The following is a 21533-nucleotide window of genomic DNA, read 5'->3' on the forward strand; positions in this document are numbered from 1 at the left end:
GCAACAGACGCCTTTAAAAAGGCAGACACGCTGCCAGAGAGCGCGAAGGGGGAGACAATGCAGGATGGCCGGATGCCGTTCGAAAGTCACGGCGACGAGGACAAACCCAATCTAAGGGTCAACAGCTTTCTACCGGATATAAGCCTGCCCTCATCGCTGCCCGCGGAACCGGTTCCGATCGCCGACATGGCCAATATCTTCGGAGTGACCCACCGTACCCTGCATTTTTACGAAGAAAAGGCACTGCTCACCTCTAAACGCATCGGACAGATGCGGGTCTATTCTCACCGCAACGTCCAGCGCATGGCCGTTATCAACGTTTGCCGCGAAGTCGGTATTTCAGTGGCTTCGATTACGGAGGTCATGGAAAAACTGGTCCGTTCTCTCTCACAGGAAGAGGCAGACGATATATTTCGCGACGCACTAAGGCAGCGAAAGCGAGAGTTGACCGCGGAGCTTTCCACGCTCCAGCGCCAGGCCCAGCAGATCGAGGAACTGCTCGTCACCGATAGCGACGAAGATGGCGCGGACGCGGCCGAGCGGGGACAGGCAAACGACATCGCGCTAACCGATCCTGAACGGAAATGTCTCGAACTCATGGCGGAAGGATACGCCCCTGTCAGGCTCGCCCGCGCCCTTGGCCTTTCGGCAAACGAGCTTAACATCCTCGAAGCGAAGATTATCGGCAAGTTCAGCGCCAGCAACCGTTTTCAGGCGGTGGCCAAGGCGGTTCTGCTCGGCGTCATCCGCGCCTGATCAGGATCAGCGAACGATGGTCAGGGTCTCAGCCGCGCGGGTAATGGCGGTGTAAAGCCACCTCTCGCGCGAGTCCCGGAACGCATAACTCTCATCGAAGAGAACCACGTTATTCCATTGCGAACCCTGGGCCTTGTGCACCGTCAACGCATAGCCGAAATCGAATTCGTCATAACGCTTGCGCGTGGACCACGGAATTTCGGTCTCCACGTCCTCGAAGGCCGCCTTCAGCAGTTTGATCTTGGCCGCACCGCGATCCATATCGTCGTCTTCAGGCCGGATCATCAGGTTGATGCCAGGCTTCACCGTCTCGCGCGACGAACTCATCACCTGCCACAGCGAGCCGTTGAGCAGGCCCTTGGCCGGATCGTTGCGAAGGCAGACCAGCTTGTCGCCCGATTGCGGATAATCGGCGGTAAAACCCTTTAGCTCGCGAAGACGTTGATTGTAGCGGCGGCGGGTGCGGTTGGTGCCAACCAGCACCTGATCGGCATCGAGCACCAGCGACTGCGTCACCTCGGATTTGGAGATCACCTGCGCGGAACCATAATCGCCGCGCATGATCTCCCGGCCTTCCCGCACATCCATGGCAAGATGGATGATGGGATTGTCCTTCGCCTGGCGATGGATTTCCGACAGCAGATAATCCGGCTCCTGCTCGGTAAAGAAGCCTCCGCCCGAAACCGGCGGCAGCTGGCCGGGATCGCCGAGCACGAGGATCGGCGTGCCGAAACTCATCAGATCCTTGCCAAGCTGTTCGTCTACCATCGAACATTCATCGATGATGATGAGCGCCGCCTTGGCGAGCGGACTCTGGCGGTTGATGGAGAACATCGGCGCAATCGAGGTCTTGCCGGTTTCTTCGTCTTCCACCGTCTCCTCTCCGCGCGGGCGGTAGATCAGGGAGTGGATGGTGCGGGCATTGGTCGCGCCGCGGGAACGCAGCACCTGCGCCGCCTTGCCGGTGAAGGCCGCAAACAGCACCTCTCCATCGACGTTTTCCGCAAAATGCTTGGCAAGCGTGGTCTTGCCGGTTCCGGCATAACCGAACAGCCGGAAAACCGGCGACCGGCCTTCCTTGAGCCAGCGGGAAACAGCTTTGAGCGCTTCGTCCTGTTGCGGTGAAAATAACATGCGCCCTCATCGCAGGATTCGAGCCTGGTACGCAACCGAAAAAGAACGAAAGATGAATGTCGTGAGCGCTGAAGCGCAGGTTTACGCCCGGTTTTCTCCGTTCGTCATCAGGCTGCTGAAAAAAATATTTTGCGAAGGGAATAAATCACGGACCAGCGGTGTCTCTTGTTGTGCCGGCGGCTCGAGCCCGCCCGAACCAAGGAGGATATGTCCATGAAAATCCGCTTCATCGTCCCCGCCCTCGTTCTGGCCTTTGCCGGAACAGCCTATGCCGCCCCGGCGGTCGAAACGGTCAAGACCGAAAAAGGCAATGTGCTCGCAGGTGAAAAAGGCATGACGCTCTACACTTTCAAGAACGACAAGAAGGGCGTATCCAATTGTTATGACAAATGCGCCACGAACTGGCCGCCCTTCTTCGCTGCGGAGAATGCGAAAGCCGAAGGGGTTTACTCCATCGTGACGCGCAAGGACGGCAAGAAGCAATGGGCGAAGGACGGCATGCCGCTCTATTACTGGATCAAGGACACCAAGAAGGGCGATGCCACCGGCGACGGCGTGAACGGTGTGTGGGATGCAGCAAAACCCTGACGAGATGGAAGCTGCGACGCGGGGGAGACAATCCCCCGCGGCCGGCAGCTTCGAAGCGGAGATGCTGGCCCTGATACCGATGCTGCGCCGTTATTCCCGCAGCCTTTCGCGCTCAGATACCGATGGAGAGGACCTGTTGCAGGACTGCGTCGAAAAGGCGCTGGCCAATAAAGCAACATGGCGGGGAACCGGTTTGAAATCATGGGCCTACACCATAATGACGAACCTTTATCGCAACCGCCACCGGACAGAGAAACGGCATCCTTCGGAAAGTCTCGATGAAACGATCGCCGCTGCCGAAACGCTGGGCGATACGCTGGAGAACGACCGCCTGCATGGCGCGCTTGCGCTGCTTTCGCCTGAGATGCGCGCCGTACTGATGCTGGTGACGGTGGAAGGCTACAGTTATCAGGAGGCGGCGGAGACATTATCGATCCCGGTCGGCACCGTCATGTCCAGACTGTCCCGCGCCCGCGAAACCCTTCGCCAGCATCTGGCGGCGGATAATATCATTCCCCTGCGGAGACCACGATGAAACGGGCTGATGCCATAACCGAAGACGACCTGCACGCCTATGTCGACGGGCTTCTCTCCGACGATGACCGCGCGGCTGTCGAGGCATGGCTCGCGGAAAGACCGGAAGAGCAGAGCCGGGTGGAAGACTGGAAGAGACAGGCCGACAGCCTGAGAAATGCCTTCGCCTCCTATGCCGCCGCACATCCGCGTGACGCATCGATGCTGACTCGCGAAAAGGTCGCACGCGCCTGGCGGCTTAAACCCCTTCTCCTGCGAACCGCGGCAGCCTTCCTGATCTTCACGGCGGGCGCGGCAGCCGGCAGGCTTCTGCCTTGGTCCGTTTCCACGCCGCAGGATGTGGTGCTGGCATCGCTGACGACGGACATTCCTGCCCAGGCGAAATCCGCTTATCTCATCTACGCGAGCGAAGTGCGTCATCCCGTAGAGGTGGGGGCCGGGGAACAGCAGCATCTGGCAACCTGGCTTGGCAAGCGGCTCGGCTACCCCTTCGCGATTCCCGATCTTTCGAAGATTGGATATGACCTCGTCGGTGGGCGTCTTATCCCCGTCAGCGGCAAGCCGGGTGCGATGTTGATGTACCAGGACAGGACCGGCAGGCGGGTGACGGTGCTGATAGGCCACAACGAGGAAAACCGCACCACCAGTTTCCGCATGGCCAGCGCCGACGGAATCGAGACCTTCTACTGGATCGACAACGAGCTGGGTTACGCCGTCTCCGCGGAACTGACGCGAGCCGAGGTACAGGCGATCGCCGAGGAATGTTACCGGCAGTTCCCGACATAGAGTCGCCGAGTGGAGCCGCTATTTCAGCATCGGCCAGAGACTGATGACGAGAAGCACGGCCATGCTGATGTTGAACCATTTGAGCCGGACCGGAACGGAGAGCCAGTCGCGAAGCGCCGAGCCGAAACCGGCCCAAGTGGAAACACTGGGAAGATTGACGGCAGCGAAGGCCACCCCCACAAGCATTACGGTAAGGAAATACTGCGTCTCATCCGTATATGTCGCCATTGCCGTGACCGCCATCACCCACGCCTTGGGATTGACCCACTGGAACGCCGCTGCTGCAAGAAAACTCATCGGCTGCGAAGCCGCCGTGCCTTCATGGAGGCTGCGGGACGTTCCGATTTTCCACGCGATCCAGACGAGATAAAGCCCACCCGCAAATTTCAGCCCGGTATAAAGTGCCGGTACCGAATGCAACAGTGCCCCGAGGCCAAATCCGACCCCTATCAGCAGCGAAAGAAAGCCCGCACCGATGCCGAGCATATGCGGGACGGTGCGACGGAAACCAAAATTCACGCCGGAAGCAAACAGCATCATATTGTTCGGACCGGGCGTGATGGAGGTGGTGAAGGCAAACAGCACCAGCGCGATAAATGTCTCGGCAGTCATGATCTCTCCTGTGAAGGCAACCCTACCCACGGGACCGCCATCAGACCAGCCCGGCAAACCGATCGACGAGGTCAATTTTTTTGATGGATCGATCCCGCCCGTGCCGGGTTGAGAAGTCGGAACAAAGGCTTATTCTTTCCCCGAAAACCCTGGAGCGAAACGATGTATGATGACATTCCCTACGTTGCCCTCCCATCCGGAAAAGAGGTCCCAGCCCTCGGCCTCGGGACGTGGAACATGGGGGAGACGAGATCATCCGCCGAGCAGGAGGTTGAAAGTATCCGACGGGCCATCGACCTTGGCATGACGTTGATTGACACTGCGGAAATGTACGCGGACGGCCGATCGGAAGAGATAGTCGGCAGGGCTATCGTCAATCATCGCGAAGACGTGTTTCTGGTAAGCAAGGTCTATCCTTGGAATGCCAGTGCCACCGGCACTGCTGACGCCTGCGAGCGCAGCCTCGCCCGGCTTGGCACCGACCACATCGATCTCTATCTGCTGCACTGGCGCGGAGAGCACCCACTCGAAGAAACCGTGGCGGCTTTCGAAAGACTGAAGAGGGACGGCAAGATCGGCGACTGGGGCGTCTCCAATTTCGACACGGACGACATGGAAGAGCTTTTCGCTGTTCCTGACGGCAGGAACTGCGCCGCCAATCAGGTACTTTACAATCTGTCCCGACGCGGGCCGGAGTTTTCGCTGTTGCCCTGGTGCCAGCAGCACGGCGTGCCACTGATGGCCTATTCTCCCATAGAACAGGGCCGTATTCTCAAGAACCATGAACTCATACGCATCGCCAAGGCCTATCAGGCGACCCCGGCGCAACTGGCTCTGGCTTTTCTGCTGGAAAGGGAAGGCGTCATCGCGATCCCGAAATCCTCGAATCCTGCGCGCGTCGAAGAAAATCGCGGCGCGACCGATCTTGATATAACCGAGGAGGACTGGGCCGCCCTGGATGCCGTCTTCCCCCCGCCAACGCGCAAGACGGCGCTGGAAATGCTTTGACGCAACAAACGGTTAGGAAACACTTCGGAATCAATCGCTCAAGCGGTTGAATCGGAATGTGAACGCCAAGTCCCATAGGCAGCCCTGTCGCCCAAGGGAAAATCAGGCGGACCAATCGAAACGGCGCGGCAAGCCGCGCCGTTGCATCACGAGAACGCACCGTGCCTATTGCGGTATCCGGTGCTCATATTCCTCTTTCAGACCCAGCCATGTTTCCCAGAAGGGTCCCGGCTCCTCCTCCTGAAGGCGGGCAGCGAGAACATCAAGGTGCACGTGCCAACCGGCGCTGACATTGAGCCTGGTGGTGCGATCCGCCAGCCGGCGATGGATCAGCGTCAGGAGCACGTCCTTACCAAGAGCCTGGAGTTCGATGGAAACCTCGGCACCCTCGCCCCATGTGAAAACAAGGCGGTGCGGCGGAACAACCGTAATGATGCGGGAAGCCATCCTGTGCTCTTCGGAAAAGCCCTCAGGGCGGCGTCCGGGTGGATTGGAAAGTTCATCATTCCGCCACACCAGCTCGAATGGTGCGCCGGCGGCAAGCCGCATCTCGCCGGAAGCCAGCCAGCGGCGGCGAAGGTCGCTCTCCGTCAGATAGGCCCATACCCGTTCGACCGGCCCCGGCAGCAGCCGCTCGATTTTCAGGGTCGTCGGTTCAACGAGGCGACCATAGTTGTCAGGCATTGCAATATCAGCCATTGTCATTTCCTCCATCTGCAGGGGTTTTTCCCTGATCTTCCTCCCTGAGCATCTGCTCAAGAATATCGAGGCGGCTGCCCCAGAACTGCCGGTAGAAATCCAGCCATTCATGCGCTTCTTCCAGCCGTTCCGGCGCAAGGCGGCAGACATGGATACGCCCCCTCACCTCGCGGCGGATGAGCCCCGCATTTTCCAGCGCCTTGATGTGCTTTGAAGCCGCAGCGAGCGAGATGTCGAACGGCTGAGCCAACTGTGTCACCGTTCGCTCACCGCGGGAAAGATCCCGCAGCATCGTGCGTCGCGTGGCGTCGCCCAAGGCATGAAAGACAGTGTCTAGATGTGAAGCGGATAATTCAACCATGTTGTTGAATATAGACTCCCGCCCAAGAAAGTCAACCATATGGTTGAATATATATCAGCCAAGAGCAGGCCATAAAAAACCCGCGGCGAACCGCGGGCTTGTATTCCAACATCTGCTCTGAAGACGGAGATTACATCCCCTGCGAACCGCGGTTCATCGCCGCGATCCCAGTGCGGCAGATTTCGATCAGGCCGAGCGGCTTGATGATCGCCACGAACTGGTCGATCTTCGACGACTTGCCGGTGATTTCGAAGATGAAATGCTCCACCGTCGCATCCACGACCTTGGCCTGAAACGCATCGGCAAGCCGCAACGCCTCGGCACGGACTTCACCGGTGCCGGCAACCTTGATCAGCGCCACTTCCCGCTCGATCGGCCGCTCCTGCCCCAGTTCGCGGGCGCGAACGGTCAGGTCGAGAACCCGGTGCACCGGCACGATCCGTTCCAGCTGCGCCTTGATCTGCTCCAGCACGATGGGCGTGCCGCGCGTGACGATGGTAATGCGCGAGAGATGCGCCTCATGTTCGGTTTCCGAAACCGTCAGGCTTTCAATGTTGTAGCCACGGCCGGAAAAGAGCCCGATGACCCGAGCCAGCACGCCGGGCTCGTTGTTGACGAGAACCGACAGCGTGTGGTTTTCGACGGCAGCCGTTTCCTTCTGAATGAAGTAGGCGGAGCCGGTAGGTTGTAGGTGTGCGTTCATGTCCTTTTCCTCTCCCGGCTCAGACTAGCTGACGGCCCTTGGCGTCAATGGCGTTGGCAACTGCTTCATCCGTCGCCTCATCCGGCAACAACATCTCGTTATGAGCCTTACCAGACGGAATCATCGGGAAGCAATTGGCGAGATTGGCAACACGGCAGTCGAAAATGACCGGCTTCTTGACTGCGATCATCTCGGCAATCTTGTCATCCAATTCCTTCGGGTCGTCGCAATACATGCCAACCGCGCCATAGGCTTCCGCGAGCTTGACGAAATCGGGCATGGCTTCCGTATAGGAGTTGGACAGACGGTTGCCGTGCAGCAGCTGCTGCCACTGGCGCACCATGCCCATATACTGGTTGTTGAGGATGAAGATCTTAACCGGCAGGCCATACTGGATGGCGCAGGACATTTCCTGAATGCACATCTGGATCGAGGCGTCACCGGCAATGTCGATAACCAGCGCTTCGGGGTGCGCGACCTGAACCCCGATGGCCGCCGGCAGTCCATAACCCATGGTGCCGAGACCGCCCGAGGTCATCCAGTGGTTCGGCTCCTCGAAGCCAAAAAACTGCGCCGCCCACATCTGGTGCTGGCCGACTTCTGTCGTGATGTAGGTGTCACGCCCCTTCGATGCCTCATAAAGCCGCTGCAGTGCATATTGCGGCATGATGACATCGTTGGAATTCTTGTAGGCGAAGGAGTTGCGGGCACGCCAGCGCTCGATCTGCGCCCACCAATCCGCCGTCTGCGCCTTCTCAGGCTTCTTCGGCAAAGCGCGCCACAGGCGAACCATGTCTTCGAGGACATGGCTGACATCACCAATGATCGGAACGTCGACGCGAACCGTCTTGTTGATCGAGGAGGGATCGATATCGATATGGATCTTCTTCGAATTCGGCGAGAAAGCGTTGATGCGGCCGGTAATACGGTCGTCGAAACGCGCGCCGACGCAGACGAGAACGTCGCAATCATGCATCGTCATGTTGGCTTCGTAGGAACCGTGCATGCCCAGCATGCCGAGCCAGTTCTTGCCGGACGCCGGATAGGCACCGAGACCCATCAATGTCGACGTGATCGGGAAGCCGGTCAGCTCGACCAGTTCACGCAGCAACCGGGTTGCTTCCGGGCCGGAATTGATGACGCCGCCGCCGGTGTAGAAAACCGGCTTTTTCGCCTTCGACATCAGTTCGATGGCGGCATGGATGGCATTAAGGTCACCCTGAACCTTCGGCTTGTAGCTCTTCTGCTGGACGGCGGCGGAAGGCGGCGTGTAGGTGCCGGTGGCGAACTGGATGTCCTTCGGGATATCGACAACGACAGGACCCGGGCGGCCGGTCTGCGCAATGCGGAAAGCCTCATGGATGATACCAGCCAGTTCGTTGACGTCCTTTACCAGCCAGTTGTGCTTGGTGCAGGGGCGCGTGATGCCAACAGTATCGCATTCCTGGAACGCGTCCGAGCCGATCAGCGTGGTGGGAACCTGGCCGGACAGGCAGACGAGCGGAATGGAATCCATCAGCGCATCCTGCAGCGGGGTGACCGCATTGGTCGCGCCGGGACCTGAGGTGACGAGCATGACACCGACCTTGCCGGTCGAGCGGGCATAACCTTCAGCCGCATGGCCAGCGCCCTGCTCATGGCGCACGAGAATATGCTGGATGTCTTCCTGCTGGAAAATCTCGTCATAGATCGGAAGTACGGCGCCGCCGGGATAACCGAAGATGTGCTCGACGCCGTTGTCCTTCAGCGCCTGCAGAACGATCTCCGCACCTGTCATGCGATTGCTGTTTTCCGTATTGTCCTTATCCGTCATTGCCTGTTTCCATCCCGCTTTGGCTTTGGATATCGAGGAGCCCGAGGGCCTGTTTGAAGACATAAAAAAAGGCCCCTAGAGGAGCCTCGTTCAGCGCATGGGTGCTTTCGCCGGATGGTTACACCATCCTGCCCATGCGCCGTCCCACCACGATAAGTACGTTAAGATTTTTCATGGGCCGGAGTGTTAGCCACAAAAGCCCCAGCCGTCAACGCATATTGCATGAAAAAATCACCGTCGCCTTCTTTTATTACCGGAAAGCGTGCCTGCGCGAAATTTTCGAACGCGAGCGATACACCTGTTGTTAAGCATAATCTTTTATACCGGGAAGGCAGATGCTGCCGGAACCACCGCGATCATCCGCATGTACCGGGAAAAAATGTGAGTAACGACACGTTTAATAACGCGTCCCGCATGGGCGAAAACGAACGGCGATCCGGCGAGCAGCCGGCGAACCGCATGCTCGGCCGTGTCATCGCCTGCGACGGCGCCCGCGCCACCGTTGTTGCGGAAACCGAACCGGGCACCACAGACGTATCGCAGCTCTGGTCCGTCGGACGCCTGATCTCCATTGAAATGGGCACAAGCCGCGTCGCCGCGCTTGTCTTTGCCATGCGCACCGGCGAAGAATACTGGGCGCCAGACAAGCCGAACAGGCTGCTGATCGACGTTGAACTCGTGGGCGAGGTTTATCGTACCGAAGATGGCAGCGAACGCTTTTCCACCGGCATCTCCCGTTATCCCTATCTCGGCGCGGTCGCGCATCGTATCCGTGCGAGCGACCTCTCCAGGATTTACGACGGCGGCAAACGCGACGCCTGCGTCATCGGCAAGCTGACGCAGGACGATACGATCAATGCCGCCATCAATATTCCGCAGATGCTGGCCAAACATTTCGCCGTTGTCGGTTCGACCGGTGTGGGCAAGACCACTGCGGTCTCCCTGCTTTTGAACAAGGCAATCGAGACCGACCCGAAACTGCGTGTCCTCATTCTTGATCCGCACAACGAATTCGCCGCCGCCTTCCCAGATCATTCCGTCGTCATCGACACCGATACGCTGGACCTTCCCTTCTGGTTGATGCGCCTTGAGGAGTTCGCGGAAGTTGTGTTCCGCGGCCGCAAACCCGTGCCGGAGGAAATGGATGTTCTGCGGGATCTGATTCCCGAGGCGAAAAAAGCGTTTCGCGGAACCGAAGGTTCGGCCGTTCGCCGCACCTCCGACAAGAGCGCGATCACACCGGACACGCCGGTTCCCTACCGCATCGCCGATCTTCTCGCCCTCATTGACGAGCGCATCGGGCGGCTGGAGGGGCGTGGCGAAAAACCGGCGCTGCGCACGCTGAAAGGCCGCATTCTTTCGGCCATCAACGACACGCGCTATAATTTCATGTTCTCCAGCAATACGATCAGCGACACGATTCTGGAAACCGTGGCGCATATTTTCCGCATTCCCGGGGAAGGCAAACCGATTTCGGTATTCCAACTGTCGGGCATCCCGTCCGAAGTGGTAAACTCGGTGGTTTCCGTTCTTTGCCGTATGTCCTTCGAACTGGCGGTGCTGGCGCGCGGTTCGTTGCATATGCTCGTGGTGTGCGAGGAAGCGCACCGTTATGTTCCCGCCGACCCCGAGCGCGGCTTTTTCCCCACCCGGCAATCCATCGCCCAAATTGCCAAGGAAGGCCGGAAATACGGCATTTCGCTGGGCATCATCACCCAGAGACCCAGTGAGCTGGATCAGACAATCCTGTCGCAATGTTCGACTGTTTTCGCCATGCGGCTGTCGAACGAGATCGACCAGAAGATCATTCTCTCGGCTGTGCCGAACGCATCGGCCTCAACCACAAGCTTTCTTTCCTCCATCGGCAATGGCGAAGCCATCGCCTTCGGCGAGGCAGTCGGGGTGCCAATGCGCATGCGTTTCGACCGGGTGCCCACCATCAAATTGCCCAAGGCGAGCGGCACGATTAGCCACGCCAGCCAGGAAACGCCCGATACCGTTGACCTGAACGCCATCGTCACCCGCATGCGCGCCGCAAGCAGACCGGTTATCACAGGCTTTCAGCAGAGCGTGGAAGCAGCCTTTTCAGATCCGGCGGAACCGACCGCGCGGCCTCTCGATGCGGCCGATATCGATCCCTGGAAGCGGGAGTTGGGGGCGGCCGTAAGCGAGGAATACGAACCCTACCGCCCGGACATGCTACCCGGGCGCGCCCTGCCTGCATCACAAAATCCGGTAGGCACCGACACCGCCTCCAGCGCCGTCAACGAGTTGCGCAAAGCCGGTTTCCAGATGCAGGCGCAGAATGGTCCCCAGGGTGATACACGCCCGTCGCTGCGTGAAAGCCTGCTCAAGAAACCGCTCGGCAGTCTCTACAGGAAAGATTGAGTTCCTTCACGGCTGAATACGCATCCAGTCTTCATCCATCTGGTTCCGGAACCATGTCATCTGCCGTTTGGCGTATTGTCGGGTTGCAGCGGCCGATCTTTCAACTACATCCGCCGTGCTCATGCGCCCGGCCAGCATTTCAGCAATCTGGGCAACGCCAATCGCCTTCATGACGGTGGCATCGGCCGGAAGATCGAGGGCGAGAAGCGCCTGCACCTCCTCCACCGCACCGCTATGCATCATGGCTTCGAAACGCCGGTTGATACGCGCATGCAATACCGGCCTCTCCGGCAGGACCACGAGTTTTTGCGCCCGGTCCGGATCAACGATCATCTGGCCACGGGCAAGCTGAAAATCCCTGATGGACTTCCCGGTCGCTTCAAGCACCTCCAGCGCGCGGACAATACGCTGGCCGTCTCCCGGCTGGAGCATGTCGGCCATGACGGGATCGCGCCGGGCAAGCTCGGCGTAAAGGATGGCTGCGCCTTCTTCGATCAACCGGGCCCGCATCGGCTCACGGATCGTGTCCGGAATGGCAGGCATGTCGGAAAGCCCGCCTGTCAGCGCCTTGAAATAAAGCCCCGTGCCGCCGACGATGACGGGGAAACGCCCCTGCTCGCGCAGATCGGCAAGCACGGCGGAGATATCCCGCAGCCATTCGCCCGTGGAGTAGAGACTGCTCGCCGGCACGTGACCGTAGAGGAGATGCGGCACCCCCTCCATCTCGTCCTCGGACGGTCGGGCGGTCAACACGCGCAGCGTGTCGTAAACCTGCATGCTGTCGGCATTGATGACGACACCGTCCCGCTCCACAGCCAGACGAAGCGCAAGCGCGGACTTGCCGCTAGCCGTCGGGCCGGTTATCAGGATCGCATCAAAATTCTCATCAAGGTTTTTCATCATGGCTCTGGTTGCCACGCTTATCGCCAATCCGTCAAATCCTGTTCTGACACCGGCCCTCGGCGAAGCGGCCGCGAAAGCCGTGAACGCATCGGGCCTCTACTGGCTGGCGGACGGGATTGCCTGCGATATCGCCCTGCCCTCCGGCACCGCAACAGAGCAGGCACACAGGGCTATCGCTAACACCCTCGCCGGCCAGCCGATCGATATCGTGGTCCAGGAGCAGGACCAGCGCCGCAAGAAACTCCTGATCGCAGACATGGATTCGACCATGATCGGTCAGGAATGCATCGATGAGCTGGCAGCTGAAGTCGGGCTGAAGGACAAGGTCTCAGCCATCACCGCACGCGCCATGAACGGCGAAATCGCCTTTGAACCGGCACTGCGGGAGCGCGTCGCGTTGCTGAAAGGACTGCCGGTTGCTGTCATCGATGACGTCATCGAAAAGCGCATCACGCTGACCCCGGGTGGCAAGGAACTCATCGCCACCATGAAGGCGAAAGGCTATTACACGGCCCTCGTGTCAGGCGGTTTCACCGTCTTCACCAGCCGTGTCGCCGCGGTGCTCGGTTTTGACGAGAACCGCGCCAATCTGCTTGGTGAGGCAAATGGCGAGCTTGATGGCACCGTTGCCGAACCCATCCTCGGAAAACAGGCCAAAGTGGATGCGTTGAATGATATTGCCGCCAAACTCGGCATTTCTCCAGATGAGGCGATGGCGGTTGGCGATGGAGCCAATGATCTGGGCATGCTGCATGTGGCGGGCGCCGGCGTGGCCCTGCACGCCAAGCCGGCCGTGGCGGCCGAAGCGCAGATGCGCATCGACCATGGCGACCTGACCGCGCTTCTTTACATTCAGGGTTATCGAAAGACGGACTTTGTCACCCCATGATCATTCGCGAGACGCCAAGACTTATTCTGCGCGAGTGGAAGGAGAGCGACCGAGACCTTTTCCGTGAAATCAATGCCGACGAGAAGGTCATGGAATTTTTCCCCTTCCGCCGCAGCCATCAGGAAGCGGACGCGGTTCTCGAAACCATCAATGGCATGATCCGCGGCAGTGGTTATGGCTTCTATGCGATGGAGCAGCGGGAAACAGGCGAATCCATGGGATTTTGCGGTATTTCGCCCGTCCTTAATCTCGACCCGCCCTTCCCGGTCGGCACCATGGAGATCGGCTGGCGGCTCGCCACCCGTTTCTGGGGACATGGCTATGTCACCGAAGCGGCGCAGTCGCTGCTCGTGATGGCCTTTGACGAAAAGGAGACGCCGGAAATCGTCTCCTTCGCTGTCTGGAACAACCACCGTTCGACCGCCGTGATGGAGCGAATCGGGCTGAAACGTGATCCCTCGCGGGATTTCGACCATCCCCGCGTGCCCGCGGAGACGCATCCCCATCTGCGTCCGCACGTCACCTATGCGCTGACGCTGGAGCAATGGCGGGCGCGTTGACGTCGTGACCCGCCGGTCCGGAATTATTTCACCGCGGCGTTGCCACCATCGGCAAAAAGCGCCGCGCCAGCGACAAAACTCGCCATCGGGCTGGCGAGGAAAAGCGCTGCCTGCGCTATTTCCTCGGGCTGGGCGATGCGTTTCATCGCATGCAGGCTGGCGGCCCAGTCCTTTTGTGCCTGATCCCCTGCCATCGGCGTGTCCACACCCCCGGGCAACAACGCATTGGCGCGAACGCCGCTGGCGGCATAATCGGCGGTAATACCCTTCACCAGCCCCATCAGCGCGGCCTTCGCAGCGCCGTAAGCCGACATGCCCGGTATGCCGACACTGGTGCCGACGAAACTTGAGGTAAAGACGATAGAACCGCCGCCGCGCCTCAGCATCAGCGGAATCTGATAGCGCGCGCCAAGAAAGGCGGAAGTCAGGTTGACGTTAAGCACGTAATCCCATTCGTCAGGCGAAATCTCCGCCAGCGGTTTGGCGGCACCCACGCCGCCCGCATTGTTGACGGCGATATCGAGACCACCAAAAACGTCGGTGGCCGCCTCGGCCAAACGGGAATGGGTTTCCGCAACGCCAGCGTCGCCGGCAACCGTGTGCACAGGTCCGCCCGCCTCACGAATCTCGGCGGCAACCTCGTCCAGCGCCTTTTCGCCGCGCGCATTAATGACGACGGCGGCGCCATGAGCGGCAAACAGGCGCGCCGTCGCACGGCCGATGCCGGATGACGCGCCGATGATGATGGCGACTTTGTTTTCAAGTAATTTCATAGCCTTGGTCTCCGTTCGGTGGAGGCCAAGGGTTAAAGAGCCAGCAGCATCGGAACCACCCGATTCCTGCCCGACCGTGCGGAAAGCGTTATTCCAGCGGCAGCGCCACCACGCGCAGATTGCCCTGCGCATCGGCCACCATCATGTGGGCGTTCTTGCGGCCTTCCGATTTCAGACCATTCACCCGCACCAGCACGTCGCCGGGAACCTCCATGAAGTCCTGTCCGACTTCCACAATCACATCGCCTGCCTTCATGCCCTTCTGTTCTGCGGACGAACCCGGATCGACACTTGCGACCAGCACGCCTTCAACGCTCTCGGCAATGCCCTTTTCCGTCCGCAACTCATTGCTGAGCACAACGAGATTCATGCCAAGCACGCTCTGCGGCGCTTCACGCACCTCCGGAGTCTGATCCTGGGCCTGATCGTCGCCGCCATCATTGTCTTCCGGCGCGATCACACCGCTGTCGCCGTCGTCAGTCTGCTGGTCGTCAGTCGAAGCTTTCTCATCCTTGGTATCCTGCAGCTGGCCCAGCTTGACCTTGACGGTCTCTTCCTTTCCGTCGCGCAGGATGACGACATCGACTTCCTTGCCAACCGGGCTTTCCGCCACGATCCGCAGAAGGTCGCGCATCTCGTGAATATCCTTGCCATCGAATTTCAGCACGACGTCGCCAGCCTGGATCGGACCGTTTTCCACCGGGCCGCCCTTGGCGACCCCGGAAATCAGCGCGCCCTTGGCGCTGTCCATGCCGAGGCTCGCGGCCACATCGTCCGTGACCGGCTGGACGCGAACACCCAGCCAGCCGCGGCGGGTCTCTCCGAATTCGATCAGTTGCTGAACGATGTTCTGTGCAAGCTCCGTCGGCACGGCGAAACCGATACCGATCGAACCACCGCTCGGCGAAATGATCGCCGTATTGATGCCAATCACCTCGCCCTTCATGTTGAAGAGCGGGCCACCGGAGTTACCCTTGTTGATGGCCGCATCCGTCTGGATGAAATTGTCATAAGGGCCGGCATTGATATTGCGGCCGCGCGCTGAAATGACGCCCACGGTCAACGATCCGCCAAGCCCGAAGGGGTTACCGACCGCCATTACCCAGTCGCCAATGCGCATGCTGCGCGAATCGCCAAATTTGACCGCCTTCAGCGGCGTTTTTGGCTCCACCTTCAGAACGGAAAGATCGGTCTTGGTATCGGTGCCGACAAGCGTCGCCTTGAGCTTCGAGCCATTCGGAAAAATCACCTCGATGGCATCGGCACCCTCGATGACGTGGTTGTTGGTGACGACATAACCGGCGGGATCGATCACAAAACCGGACCCGAGGGAATTGACCTTCTCACCGCCTTCCGGCTTCTGGCTGTCGAAATAATCCTTGAAGAACTCCTGGAAGGGCGAACCTTCCGGCAGACGTGGCGGAACCGGCCCCTTGCCATCTGTCTTGACGTTCTGCGACGTGGAAATATTCACCACCGCATCCAGCAGCGGCTCGGCAAGATCGGCAACAGATTCCGGCCCGTGGCTTTGCGCGCCCGCCGGAAGCGGCACCGCAAGGCTGCCCGCAACAAGCGCTATTACCGCGACTGCGGAAATGCTGCTGCGAAAAGGCGAAAGAAGGGTCACGGCCATATGCGTCCTCGCGTTTCAAATCGTCTTGCCCTGCATATATCGTCAAAGCATAAGGCGGAATGATGAAGTGTAAAAATACCTTTTCGTGAACAGGCGGGGGGACGCCTTGCCCTTAGCCACAGCATTGGCACGAAACCCCACCAAAAAGAAAGGGCCGGTAAAAACCGGCCCCTCCAAATTCATTTTATCCGCTATCAGTTCGCCGGCGCAGGTGCGGGCGCGGCCGGAGAGGCAGGGGCCGCACCGTCGATATTGTTGAAATAACGGAAGAAGGTCGAGTCCGGCGACAGAACCAGCGTCGTGCCATTGCCGTTCAGTGCGTTGGCATAGGCCGACATGGAACGATAGAACTCGAAGAAGTTCGGATCGCGCTGGAAAGCCTCGCCGAACACCTTGTTACGCTCCGCATCGCCTTCACCGCGCAGAACTTCGGACTGGCGGCGAGCGTCGGATTCCAGTTCCACAACCTGACGGTCGGCGATAGCGCGGCGGCGCTGCGCTTCTTCGTTACCACGGGCGCGGATCAGTTCGGCTTCCGCCAGACGCTCCGACTTCATGCGTTCGAAGGTCTGCTGGGAGACTTCCTGCGTCAGGTCGGTACGGCGGATGCGGACATCGACGATGCTGATGCCGAGCGATTCCGCATCGGGACGCAGATCGTCACGCACTTCCTGCATCATCGACGCACGTGCATCCGACAGCGCCGATTCAAATCCGCGCAGACCGTAAACCCGGCGCAGCGATGCGTCGAGACGGGTGCGCAGGCGCGATTCAGCCGACATCTGGTCACCGGAGACCGTCTGCCGGAAGCGGCGCGCATCCGTAATACGGTACACCACGAAGGCGTCGACCTCGTAGAACTTGCCGCCGGAAACCTGAACACGGATATTATCGTGGTCGAAACGCAAGGCGCGGTTCTCGATATATTGCACGCGGTCAGCATCCATGAAGGCGAAGGGCAGCTTGAAATAGAGGCCCGGCGCTGTTTTCACGTCCTGGATTTCACCGAAGCGGACGACGATGGCCTGCTGGCGCTCGTTGACCACGAAGATCGACGAATAACCGAGAAAAAGCAGGACGGCGAGACCGACGAGAACGGCTGTAAGACGGTTACCCATATCAGTTGCCTCCCTGCGGTGCTGCGCCCGGATTGTTGCGCATGATCTCGTTCAGAGGCAGATAAGGCACCACGCCCTGTTTTTCATCGATGATGATCTTGTTGGATCCCTTCAGGACCTGTTCCATCGTTTCCAGGAACATGCGCTGACGGGTCACGTCAGGCGCGGTGCGATACTGGTCATAGATGGAGACAAAGCGCTGCGCCTCACCCTGCGCCTCGTTGACGACGCGCGACTTGTAGGCGTTCGCCTCTTCGAGGATCTGCGCGGCCTGACCGCGAGCAGCGCCGAGCTTCTGGTTGGCGTATTGATTGGCTTCCTGAACGAAGCGGTCTTCGTCCTGCTCGGCACGCTGCACTTCATCAAACGCGTCGGCCACTTCACGCGGCGGCGCCGCATCTTCGATGGCCACGGCATTGATGGAAATGCCGGCGCCATAACCGTCCATGGTGGACTGGATGATGGTACGCACATCCGCCGCAATCGCCTGACGGTTATCGCGGAAGATATCCTGCGCCGGACGACGGCCGACGACTTCGCGCATGGCGCTTTCGGAAACCTGCTGCAGCGTCTCGGCCGGGCTGTCGACGTTGAAGAGATAGGATTTCGGATCGGAAACCGTATAGAGCACCGAGAACTGAACATTCACGATGTTCTGGTCGCCGGTGAGCATCACGCCGCTCGACGAGGACGACGAGGCCCGCGAACCGATATTCTGCTGCTGCTCGGTGACCTTGACGATTTCAACCGTCTCGATCGGCCACAGATGGAAATGCAGACCGGGCATCGAGATTTCGTCCTTCGGACGGCCGAAACGCAGCTCCACGCCGCGCTCGTCCGGCTGGACGGTGTAGATGGACTGGATGCCGAGGAAAACCAGCACGACGAGAACCACGATGGCAACTGCGCCGCCATTGAAACCGCCGGGCAGCACATTTTTGAAACGGTCCTGGCTGCGCCGGATGATCTCTTCCAGATCGGGCGGACCGCCATTGCCGCCGCCACCGCCGCGAGGCCGGTTGGGCCCCTGCCCCCACGGGCCGCCACCGCCGCCCTGGTTGTTTCCTCCACCGCCGCCGCCCCATGGGCCGCCGCCGCCATTCTGATTGCTCCAGGGCATCAATACCTCTTTGTAAAAGCCTCTCCCGGTTCCGTTCGAAAGCGATTGCTCGCGTGCGGCGGGAATATCGACCCGTTATAGGAAGGAGAAGCGTTCGTTTCAACGCAGAGGTGGTAACTAAATACCCAATCTGGGTAAATAGTTCACTTTGCCGCGGCTCTCCGCATATACGTGGTAAACAGAACGGGATAATTGTCCTTTTCCCCAGCGGGAGCCGGGATTTCCTCGGTTTTCTCAAAAACGACGGGATCGATCTCCGGGAAAAAAGTGTCGCCATCGAGCTTTACCGCGACGTGGGTGACGGAAAGTTGATCGGCGAAGGGCATGGCCTGACGGTAGATCTCTCCACCACCGGCTACGAAGACCTCATCCACGCGGAGTTCCGCAGCCTTGCTTTTGGCGAGCTTCAAGGCCTCCTCCAGTGAGGAGACGACATCGACACCCTGCGGCCGGTAATCGGCATTACGACTGACGATGATATGCGGGCGGCCGGGCAACGGACGCTCGCCGACGGATAAAAACGTCTTGCGGCCCATGATGAGCGGCTTGCCCATCGTCATCGCCTTGAAGCGCTTGAGGTCGGTGGAAAGCTTCCACGGCATGTCGAGGTCACGACCGATGACGCCGTTCTCGGACACTGCGACGATGATGATGATACGCGGCTCGGTCATACCGCGATCGGTGCCTTGATGCTTGAATCGGCCTCGTAGTTTTCCAGCGTAAAGTCTTCGAACTTAAAGCCGAAAAGGTCCTTAACATCAGGATTGAGGCGCATCGTCGGCAAGGCCTTCGGCGTGCGAGTCATCTGCAGCCGCGCCTGTTCGAAATGGTTGGCATAGATATGCGCATCACCGAGCGTGTGGACGAAATCGCCCGGTTTCAGACCAACCACCTGCGCGACCATCAGCGTCAAAAGAGCATAGGACGCGATGTTGAACGGCACGCCGAGGAAAATATCGGCGGAACGCTGGTAAAGCTGGCAGGAGAGCTTTCCGTCAGCAACATAGAACTGGAACAGGCAGTGGCAGGGCGGCAGCGCCATCTCGTCCACCAGCGCCGGGTTCCAGGCGGAGACAATATGACGGCGCGAGTTCGGGTTGGTTTTCAGGCCCTCGATCAGAAGCGCGATCTGGTCGATGTGGCGTCCGTCCGGCGCGGGCCAGGACCGCCACTGTGCGCCATAGACCGGGCCTAGATCGCCGTTCTCATCGGCCCATTCATCCCAGATGGAAACGCCGTTTTCCTTGAGATAGGCGATATTGGTATCGCCGTTCAGGAACCACAGGAGTTCATGGATAATGGACCGCAGATGCAGCTTCTTGGTGGTGAGGACGGGAAACCCCTCTGCAAGGTCGAAACGCATCTGGTAACCGAACACCGAGCGCGTGCCGGTGCCGGTGCGGTCTCCGCGGTCGGAGCCGGTTTCCATCACATGCCGGAGAAGATCGAGATATTGTTTCATGCGTTCTGCCGCCGATTCCCTGATATCAGGCAGATATAATAGCACAGGGCGGCAGAACCAATCACCGGGGAAACGCTTATCCCCGTTTTTCCGGGAAAATCAGAGCGACTGAAGCTTTCCGAGTTCCTTGGCGACCAGGTAATAAAAGGTCACGCGCGATTTTGAGCGGTCGGCGGCCATGGCTTTCGCAACGGCATCGATTGCCTTGTCGGCGCTGTCATCGGTGACACCAAGCTTCTTGCCGCACCAGCTCGCCTTCACACGTGCAAGCTCTTCCGGATCGGACGCGGACACCAGCGAGGAATCCCGGTTGCGCAGGGCAATGCCGAGATGTTTGACGATCTTGCCGACAACGGCTTCGTCGGCTGCTGCATCGTATTTCTTCACATCTGCGAGATAGTCAGTCATGTCCACTCCTTCGTGTGTCCCCGGCCCGGTGTTGCTTCTAATGACCGGTTGCAGGGAGAATGAGACAGCAATCCCTCGTCGTCAAGAATTGTCTAAATTGCCGGCGTCAAACACGAAACCTTTTCATCGAATTGTCATCGCCCCCCTTTTCTCAGCCGGTCGAAACGCCTATATGAGCCTTGCCGGGGCAACCCGGCTATGGCGATAAACGGTCGGTGTAATAAACCTATTGGACCCGGGGGCGGTACCCGGCGCCTCCACCAAAAACCGGCGGCTTTAAGATGAAAGGCCGGCTTTTGATGGGGGCGAAATAGGATCGACAAGGGTGTAAAGATCGAACTTTTGCTCGGCATGATACCGCCGTTATCGGGTCACAAGTGTAGTTGCAAACGACAACAACGCTAAGGAATACGCTCTCGCTGCCTAATGGCGGTGCGGGAATTCCGCTCTAAAGCCCTCACGGTTAGCCCCGTGAGGCGGGGTTCGGAGGTACCTGGCAACAGAAACCTCCACCTTCTCCATTTTGCCTGAATTGGTTATATGATAGCTGACTTGCGGACAGCATCGGCTTTTCCATTGCTGCCGTTCGGGACATTGCGTATACTTGAGCAAAGCGTAACCATCCGGATCGGAATTGATCCCGGCTCAAGGATTACGCAGAGATTCAAAGTGTTACAGCGTCCTTGGTACCCAAGGCGCGCCGCGCATGAAAAAGACGTTCGAATAAGGGAAAGACAGGACCGCATGGGGCAGGATCATATCCGTTACGACATTCTCGCACAGGATGCCCTTCGCGGCGTTATTCGTAAGGTATTGGGCGAAGTGGCCGCCACCGGCCGCCTGCCCGGCGACCACCATTTCTTCATTACCTTCTTGACCGGTGCACCCGGTGTGCGGATTTCGCAGCACCTCAAGGCGAAATATGCCGAGCAGATGACCATTGTCATCCAGCATCAATTCTGGGACCTGAAGGTCACCGAAACCGGCTTCGAAATCGGTCTCTCCTTCTCCGATACACCGGAAAAGCTCGTCATTCCCTATAATGCCATCCGCGGTTTCTACGATCCTTCCGTGAATTTCGAACTTGAGTTCGATGTCCCCCTGGCGGACGAGGAAGAAGCGGAAGACGCGGAAATCACCGCATATCCGGTGTCGCACGAGGCGAAGCCGGCTTCCGCTTCCGAAACGCCCAAGGCCGGCGAGGAAAAGAAGGAAGGCTCCGTCGTCTCGCTGGATGCTTTCCGCAAGAAGCAATAACGCCTGCCTGAGCGCGAAACCCGAGGAG

At 59.2% G+C, this 21533-nt stretch carries 23 protein-coding genes and 1 other RNA gene; 10 read left to right on the plus strand and 14 right to left on the minus strand.

Features of this window, described 5'->3' with window-relative positions; all coding sequences use genetic code 11:
* Positions 1-57: 57 nt before the first annotated feature.
* Positions 58-756, plus strand: coding sequence for a MerR family transcriptional regulator (locus tag EYD00_RS08285; protein WP_034498818.1), 699 nt, complete (start codon positions 58-60; stop codon positions 754-756).
* 6 nt (positions 757-762) lie between these two features.
* Here the strand turns inward: EYD00_RS08285 and EYD00_RS08290 are convergent, their stop codons facing one another.
* Complete coding sequence (locus EYD00_RS08290; protein ID WP_004442716.1) at positions 763-1890, minus strand: ATP-dependent DNA helicase; 1128 nt, start codon at positions 1888-1890, stop codon at positions 763-765.
* A 207-nt stretch (positions 1891-2097) separates the two neighbouring features.
* Here EYD00_RS08290 and EYD00_RS08295 point away from each other — a divergent pair, with 207 nt between their 5' ends.
* The 3 genes from EYD00_RS08295 to EYD00_RS08305 are packed head-to-tail and all read left to right on the plus strand — an operon-like array spanning position 2098 to position 3798.
* Positions 2098-2478, plus strand: a complete 381-nt coding sequence (locus tag EYD00_RS08295; protein WP_044459614.1) for a COG4315 family predicted lipoprotein — start codon at positions 2098-2100, stop codon at positions 2476-2478.
* A complete protein-coding gene (locus tag EYD00_RS08300; RefSeq protein ID WP_004442719.1) occupies positions 2462-3013 on the plus strand; it encodes an RNA polymerase sigma factor in 552 nt (183 codons plus the stop codon). The genes EYD00_RS08295 and EYD00_RS08300 overlap by 17 nt, the downstream gene beginning before the upstream one ends.
* Positions 3010-3798, plus strand: a complete 789-nt coding sequence (locus EYD00_RS08305) for an anti-sigma factor family protein (RefSeq protein ID WP_004442721.1) — start codon at positions 3010-3012, stop codon at positions 3796-3798. The genes EYD00_RS08300 and EYD00_RS08305 overlap by 4 nt, the downstream gene beginning before the upstream one ends.
* A gap of 18 nt (positions 3799-3816) precedes the next feature.
* Here the strand turns inward: EYD00_RS08305 and EYD00_RS08310 are convergent, their stop codons facing one another.
* Positions 3817-4410, minus strand: a complete 594-nt coding sequence (locus EYD00_RS08310; protein ID WP_004442723.1) for a LysE family translocator — start codon at positions 4408-4410, stop codon at positions 3817-3819.
* 162 nt (positions 4411-4572) lie between these two features.
* Here EYD00_RS08310 and EYD00_RS08315 point away from each other — a divergent pair, with 162 nt between their 5' ends.
* Positions 4573-5418, plus strand: coding sequence for an aldo/keto reductase (locus EYD00_RS08315; RefSeq protein WP_004442725.1), 846 nt, complete (start codon positions 4573-4575; stop codon positions 5416-5418).
* A gap of 165 nt (positions 5419-5583) precedes the next feature.
* On the opposite strand, the gene EYD00_RS08320 is transcribed toward EYD00_RS08315, so the two are convergent.
* From EYD00_RS08320 to EYD00_RS08335, 4 genes are all read right to left on the minus strand, one after another.
* Positions 5584-6117, minus strand: a complete 534-nt coding sequence (locus tag EYD00_RS08320; protein ID WP_004442726.1) for an SRPBCC family protein — start codon at positions 6115-6117, stop codon at positions 5584-5586.
* Complete coding sequence (locus EYD00_RS08325) at positions 6110-6478, minus strand: ArsR/SmtB family transcription factor (RefSeq protein ID WP_006697797.1); 369 nt, start codon at positions 6476-6478, stop codon at positions 6110-6112. The genes EYD00_RS08320 and EYD00_RS08325 overlap by 8 nt, the downstream gene beginning before the upstream one ends.
* Positions 6479-6608: 130 nt before the next feature.
* A complete protein-coding gene (ilvN, locus tag EYD00_RS08330) occupies positions 6609-7181 on the minus strand; it encodes an acetolactate synthase small subunit (RefSeq protein ID WP_004442728.1) in 573 nt (190 codons plus the stop codon).
* Positions 7182-7200: 19 nt separating this feature from the next.
* Positions 7201-8994 (minus strand): acetolactate synthase 3 large subunit, encoded by a 1794-nt coding sequence (locus EYD00_RS08335; protein WP_004442729.1) that lies wholly within the window; start codon positions 8992-8994, stop codon positions 7201-7203.
* Positions 8995-9375: 381 nt separating this feature from the next.
* On the opposite strand from EYD00_RS08335, the gene EYD00_RS08340 reads away from it, so the two are divergent.
* Complete coding sequence (locus EYD00_RS08340) at positions 9376-11382, plus strand: ATP-binding protein (RefSeq protein WP_004442730.1); 2007 nt, start codon at positions 9376-9378, stop codon at positions 11380-11382.
* Positions 11383-11388: 6 nt separating this feature from the next.
* On the opposite strand, the gene miaA is transcribed toward EYD00_RS08340, so the two are convergent.
* Positions 11389-12285: a tRNA (adenosine(37)-N6)-dimethylallyltransferase MiaA gene (gene miaA, locus EYD00_RS08345; RefSeq protein WP_034498813.1), complete on the minus strand. Its 897-nt coding sequence runs from the start codon at positions 12283-12285 to the stop codon at positions 11389-11391.
* Between miaA and serB the strand changes: the two genes are divergently transcribed.
* A complete protein-coding gene (serB, locus tag EYD00_RS08350) occupies positions 12284-13174 on the plus strand; it encodes a phosphoserine phosphatase SerB (RefSeq protein ID WP_004442732.1) in 891 nt (296 codons plus the stop codon). The two genes, miaA and serB, sit on opposite strands and share 2 nt — an antisense overlap.
* Entirely contained in the window at positions 13171-13734 is a 564-nt protein-coding gene (locus tag EYD00_RS08355; RefSeq protein WP_004442733.1) for a GNAT family N-acetyltransferase, read from the plus strand. The genes serB and EYD00_RS08355 overlap by 4 nt, the downstream gene beginning before the upstream one ends.
* A gap of 23 nt (positions 13735-13757) precedes the next feature.
* Here EYD00_RS08355 and EYD00_RS08360 read toward each other — a convergent pair whose 3' ends face one another.
* The 7 genes from EYD00_RS08360 to EYD00_RS08390 all read right to left on the minus strand — a co-directional run bounded on the left by EYD00_RS08360 (position 13758) and on the right by EYD00_RS08390 (position 20248).
* Positions 13758-14507, minus strand: coding sequence for an SDR family oxidoreductase (locus EYD00_RS08360; protein ID WP_004442734.1), 750 nt, complete (start codon positions 14505-14507; stop codon positions 13758-13760).
* 88 nt (positions 14508-14595) lie between these two features.
* A complete protein-coding gene (locus EYD00_RS08365) occupies positions 14596-16140 on the minus strand; it encodes a Do family serine endopeptidase (RefSeq protein ID WP_004442735.1) in 1545 nt (514 codons plus the stop codon).
* A 194-nt stretch (positions 16141-16334) separates the two neighbouring features.
* Positions 16335-17258, minus strand: a complete 924-nt coding sequence (hflC, locus tag EYD00_RS08370) for a protease modulator HflC (RefSeq protein WP_004442736.1) — start codon at positions 17256-17258, stop codon at positions 16335-16337.
* A 1-nt stretch (position 17259) separates the two neighbouring features.
* The gene (gene hflK / locus EYD00_RS08375) at positions 17260-18378 is read right to left on the minus strand and encodes an FtsH protease activity modulator HflK (RefSeq protein ID WP_004442737.1); all 1119 of its coding nucleotides are present in this window, start codon (positions 18376-18378) and stop codon (positions 17260-17262) included.
* A gap of 143 nt (positions 18379-18521) precedes the next feature.
* On the minus strand, positions 18522-19049 hold the full coding sequence (locus tag EYD00_RS08380) for a dihydrofolate reductase (protein ID WP_004442738.1): 528 nt from the start codon (positions 19047-19049) through the stop codon (positions 18522-18524).
* On the minus strand, positions 19046-19840 hold the full coding sequence (locus EYD00_RS08385) for a thymidylate synthase (RefSeq protein ID WP_004442739.1): 795 nt from the start codon (positions 19838-19840) through the stop codon (positions 19046-19048). Before EYD00_RS08385 ends, EYD00_RS08380 begins: the two co-directional genes overlap by 4 nt.
* A gap of 99 nt (positions 19841-19939) precedes the next feature.
* On the minus strand, positions 19940-20248 hold the full coding sequence (locus EYD00_RS08390) for a DUF2853 family protein (protein WP_004442740.1): 309 nt from the start codon (positions 20246-20248) through the stop codon (positions 19940-19942).
* Positions 20249-20390: 142 nt separating this feature from the next.
* Between EYD00_RS08390 and ssrA the strand changes: the two genes are divergently transcribed.
* Both ssrA and EYD00_RS08400 read left to right on the plus strand, forming a co-directional pair.
* Positions 20391-20762: a transfer-messenger RNA gene (gene ssrA / locus EYD00_RS08395) on the plus strand.
* A gap of 230 nt (positions 20763-20992) precedes the next feature.
* Positions 20993-21505: an SspB family protein gene (locus EYD00_RS08400; RefSeq protein WP_004442741.1), complete on the plus strand. Its 513-nt coding sequence runs from the start codon at positions 20993-20995 to the stop codon at positions 21503-21505.
* The last annotated feature ends 28 nt before the right edge of the window (positions 21506-21533 follow it).

Origin of the sequence: Agrobacterium sp. 33MFTa1.1 (genome assembly GCF_004328495.1) — a bacterium.
GTDB lineage: Bacteria > Pseudomonadota > Alphaproteobacteria > Rhizobiales > Rhizobiaceae > Agrobacterium > Agrobacterium pusense.

Excerpts from the sequence above, each read along its gene's own strand:
- EYD00_RS08315 (WP_004442725.1), top strand. The coding sequence starts at position 4,573 with ATGTATGATGACATTCCCTACGTTGCCCTCCCATCCGGAAAAGAGGTC.
- ilvN (WP_004442728.1), bottom strand. The coding sequence starts at position 7,181 with ATGAACGCACACCTACAACCTACCGGCTCCGCCTACTTCATTCAGAAG.
- EYD00_RS08295 (WP_044459614.1), top strand. The coding sequence starts at position 2,098 with ATGTCCATGAAAATCCGCTTCATCGTCCCCGCCCTCGTTCTGGCCTTT.
- EYD00_RS08390 (WP_004442740.1), bottom strand. The coding sequence starts at position 20,248 with ATGACTGACTATCTCGCAGATGTGAAGAAATACGATGCAGCAGCCGAC.
- EYD00_RS08380 (WP_004442738.1), bottom strand. The coding sequence starts at position 19,049 with ATGACCGAGCCGCGTATCATCATCATCGTCGCAGTGTCCGAGAACGGC.
- EYD00_RS08320 (WP_004442726.1), bottom strand. The coding sequence starts at position 6,117 with ATGGCTGATATTGCAATGCCTGACAACTATGGTCGCCTCGTTGAACCG.
- serB (WP_004442732.1), top strand. The coding sequence starts at position 12,284 with ATGGCTCTGGTTGCCACGCTTATCGCCAATCCGTCAAATCCTGTTCTG.
- EYD00_RS08305 (WP_004442721.1), top strand. The coding sequence starts at position 3,010 with ATGAAACGGGCTGATGCCATAACCGAAGACGACCTGCACGCCTATGTC.
- EYD00_RS08325 (WP_006697797.1), bottom strand. The coding sequence starts at position 6,478 with ATGGTTGAATTATCCGCTTCACATCTAGACACTGTCTTTCATGCCTTG.
- EYD00_RS08300 (WP_004442719.1), top strand. The coding sequence starts at position 2,462 with ATGCAGCAAAACCCTGACGAGATGGAAGCTGCGACGCGGGGGAGACAA.
- EYD00_RS08290 (WP_004442716.1), bottom strand. The coding sequence starts at position 1,890 with ATGTTATTTTCACCGCAACAGGACGAAGCGCTCAAAGCTGTTTCCCGC.
- EYD00_RS08335 (WP_004442729.1), bottom strand. The coding sequence starts at position 8,994 with ATGACGGATAAGGACAATACGGAAAACAGCAATCGCATGACAGGTGCG.
- miaA (WP_034498813.1), bottom strand. The coding sequence starts at position 12,285 with ATGATGAAAAACCTTGATGAGAATTTTGATGCGATCCTGATAACCGGC.
- EYD00_RS08365 (WP_004442735.1), bottom strand. The coding sequence starts at position 16,140 with ATGGCCGTGACCCTTCTTTCGCCTTTTCGCAGCAGCATTTCCGCAGTC.
- EYD00_RS08400 (WP_004442741.1), top strand. The coding sequence starts at position 20,993 with ATGGGGCAGGATCATATCCGTTACGACATTCTCGCACAGGATGCCCTT.
- hflC (WP_004442736.1), bottom strand. The coding sequence starts at position 17,258 with ATGGGTAACCGTCTTACAGCCGTTCTCGTCGGTCTCGCCGTCCTGCTT.
- EYD00_RS08355 (WP_004442733.1), top strand. The coding sequence starts at position 13,171 with ATGATCATTCGCGAGACGCCAAGACTTATTCTGCGCGAGTGGAAGGAG.
- hflK (WP_004442737.1), bottom strand. The coding sequence starts at position 18,378 with ATGCCCTGGAGCAATCAGAATGGCGGCGGCGGCCCATGGGGCGGCGGC.
- EYD00_RS08385 (WP_004442739.1), bottom strand. The coding sequence starts at position 19,840 with ATGAAACAATATCTCGATCTTCTCCGGCATGTGATGGAAACCGGCTCC.
- EYD00_RS08360 (WP_004442734.1), bottom strand. The coding sequence starts at position 14,507 with ATGAAATTACTTGAAAACAAAGTCGCCATCATCATCGGCGCGTCATCC.
- EYD00_RS08285 (WP_034498818.1), top strand. The coding sequence starts at position 58 with ATGCAGGATGGCCGGATGCCGTTCGAAAGTCACGGCGACGAGGACAAA.
- EYD00_RS08310 (WP_004442723.1), bottom strand. The coding sequence starts at position 4,410 with ATGACTGCCGAGACATTTATCGCGCTGGTGCTGTTTGCCTTCACCACC.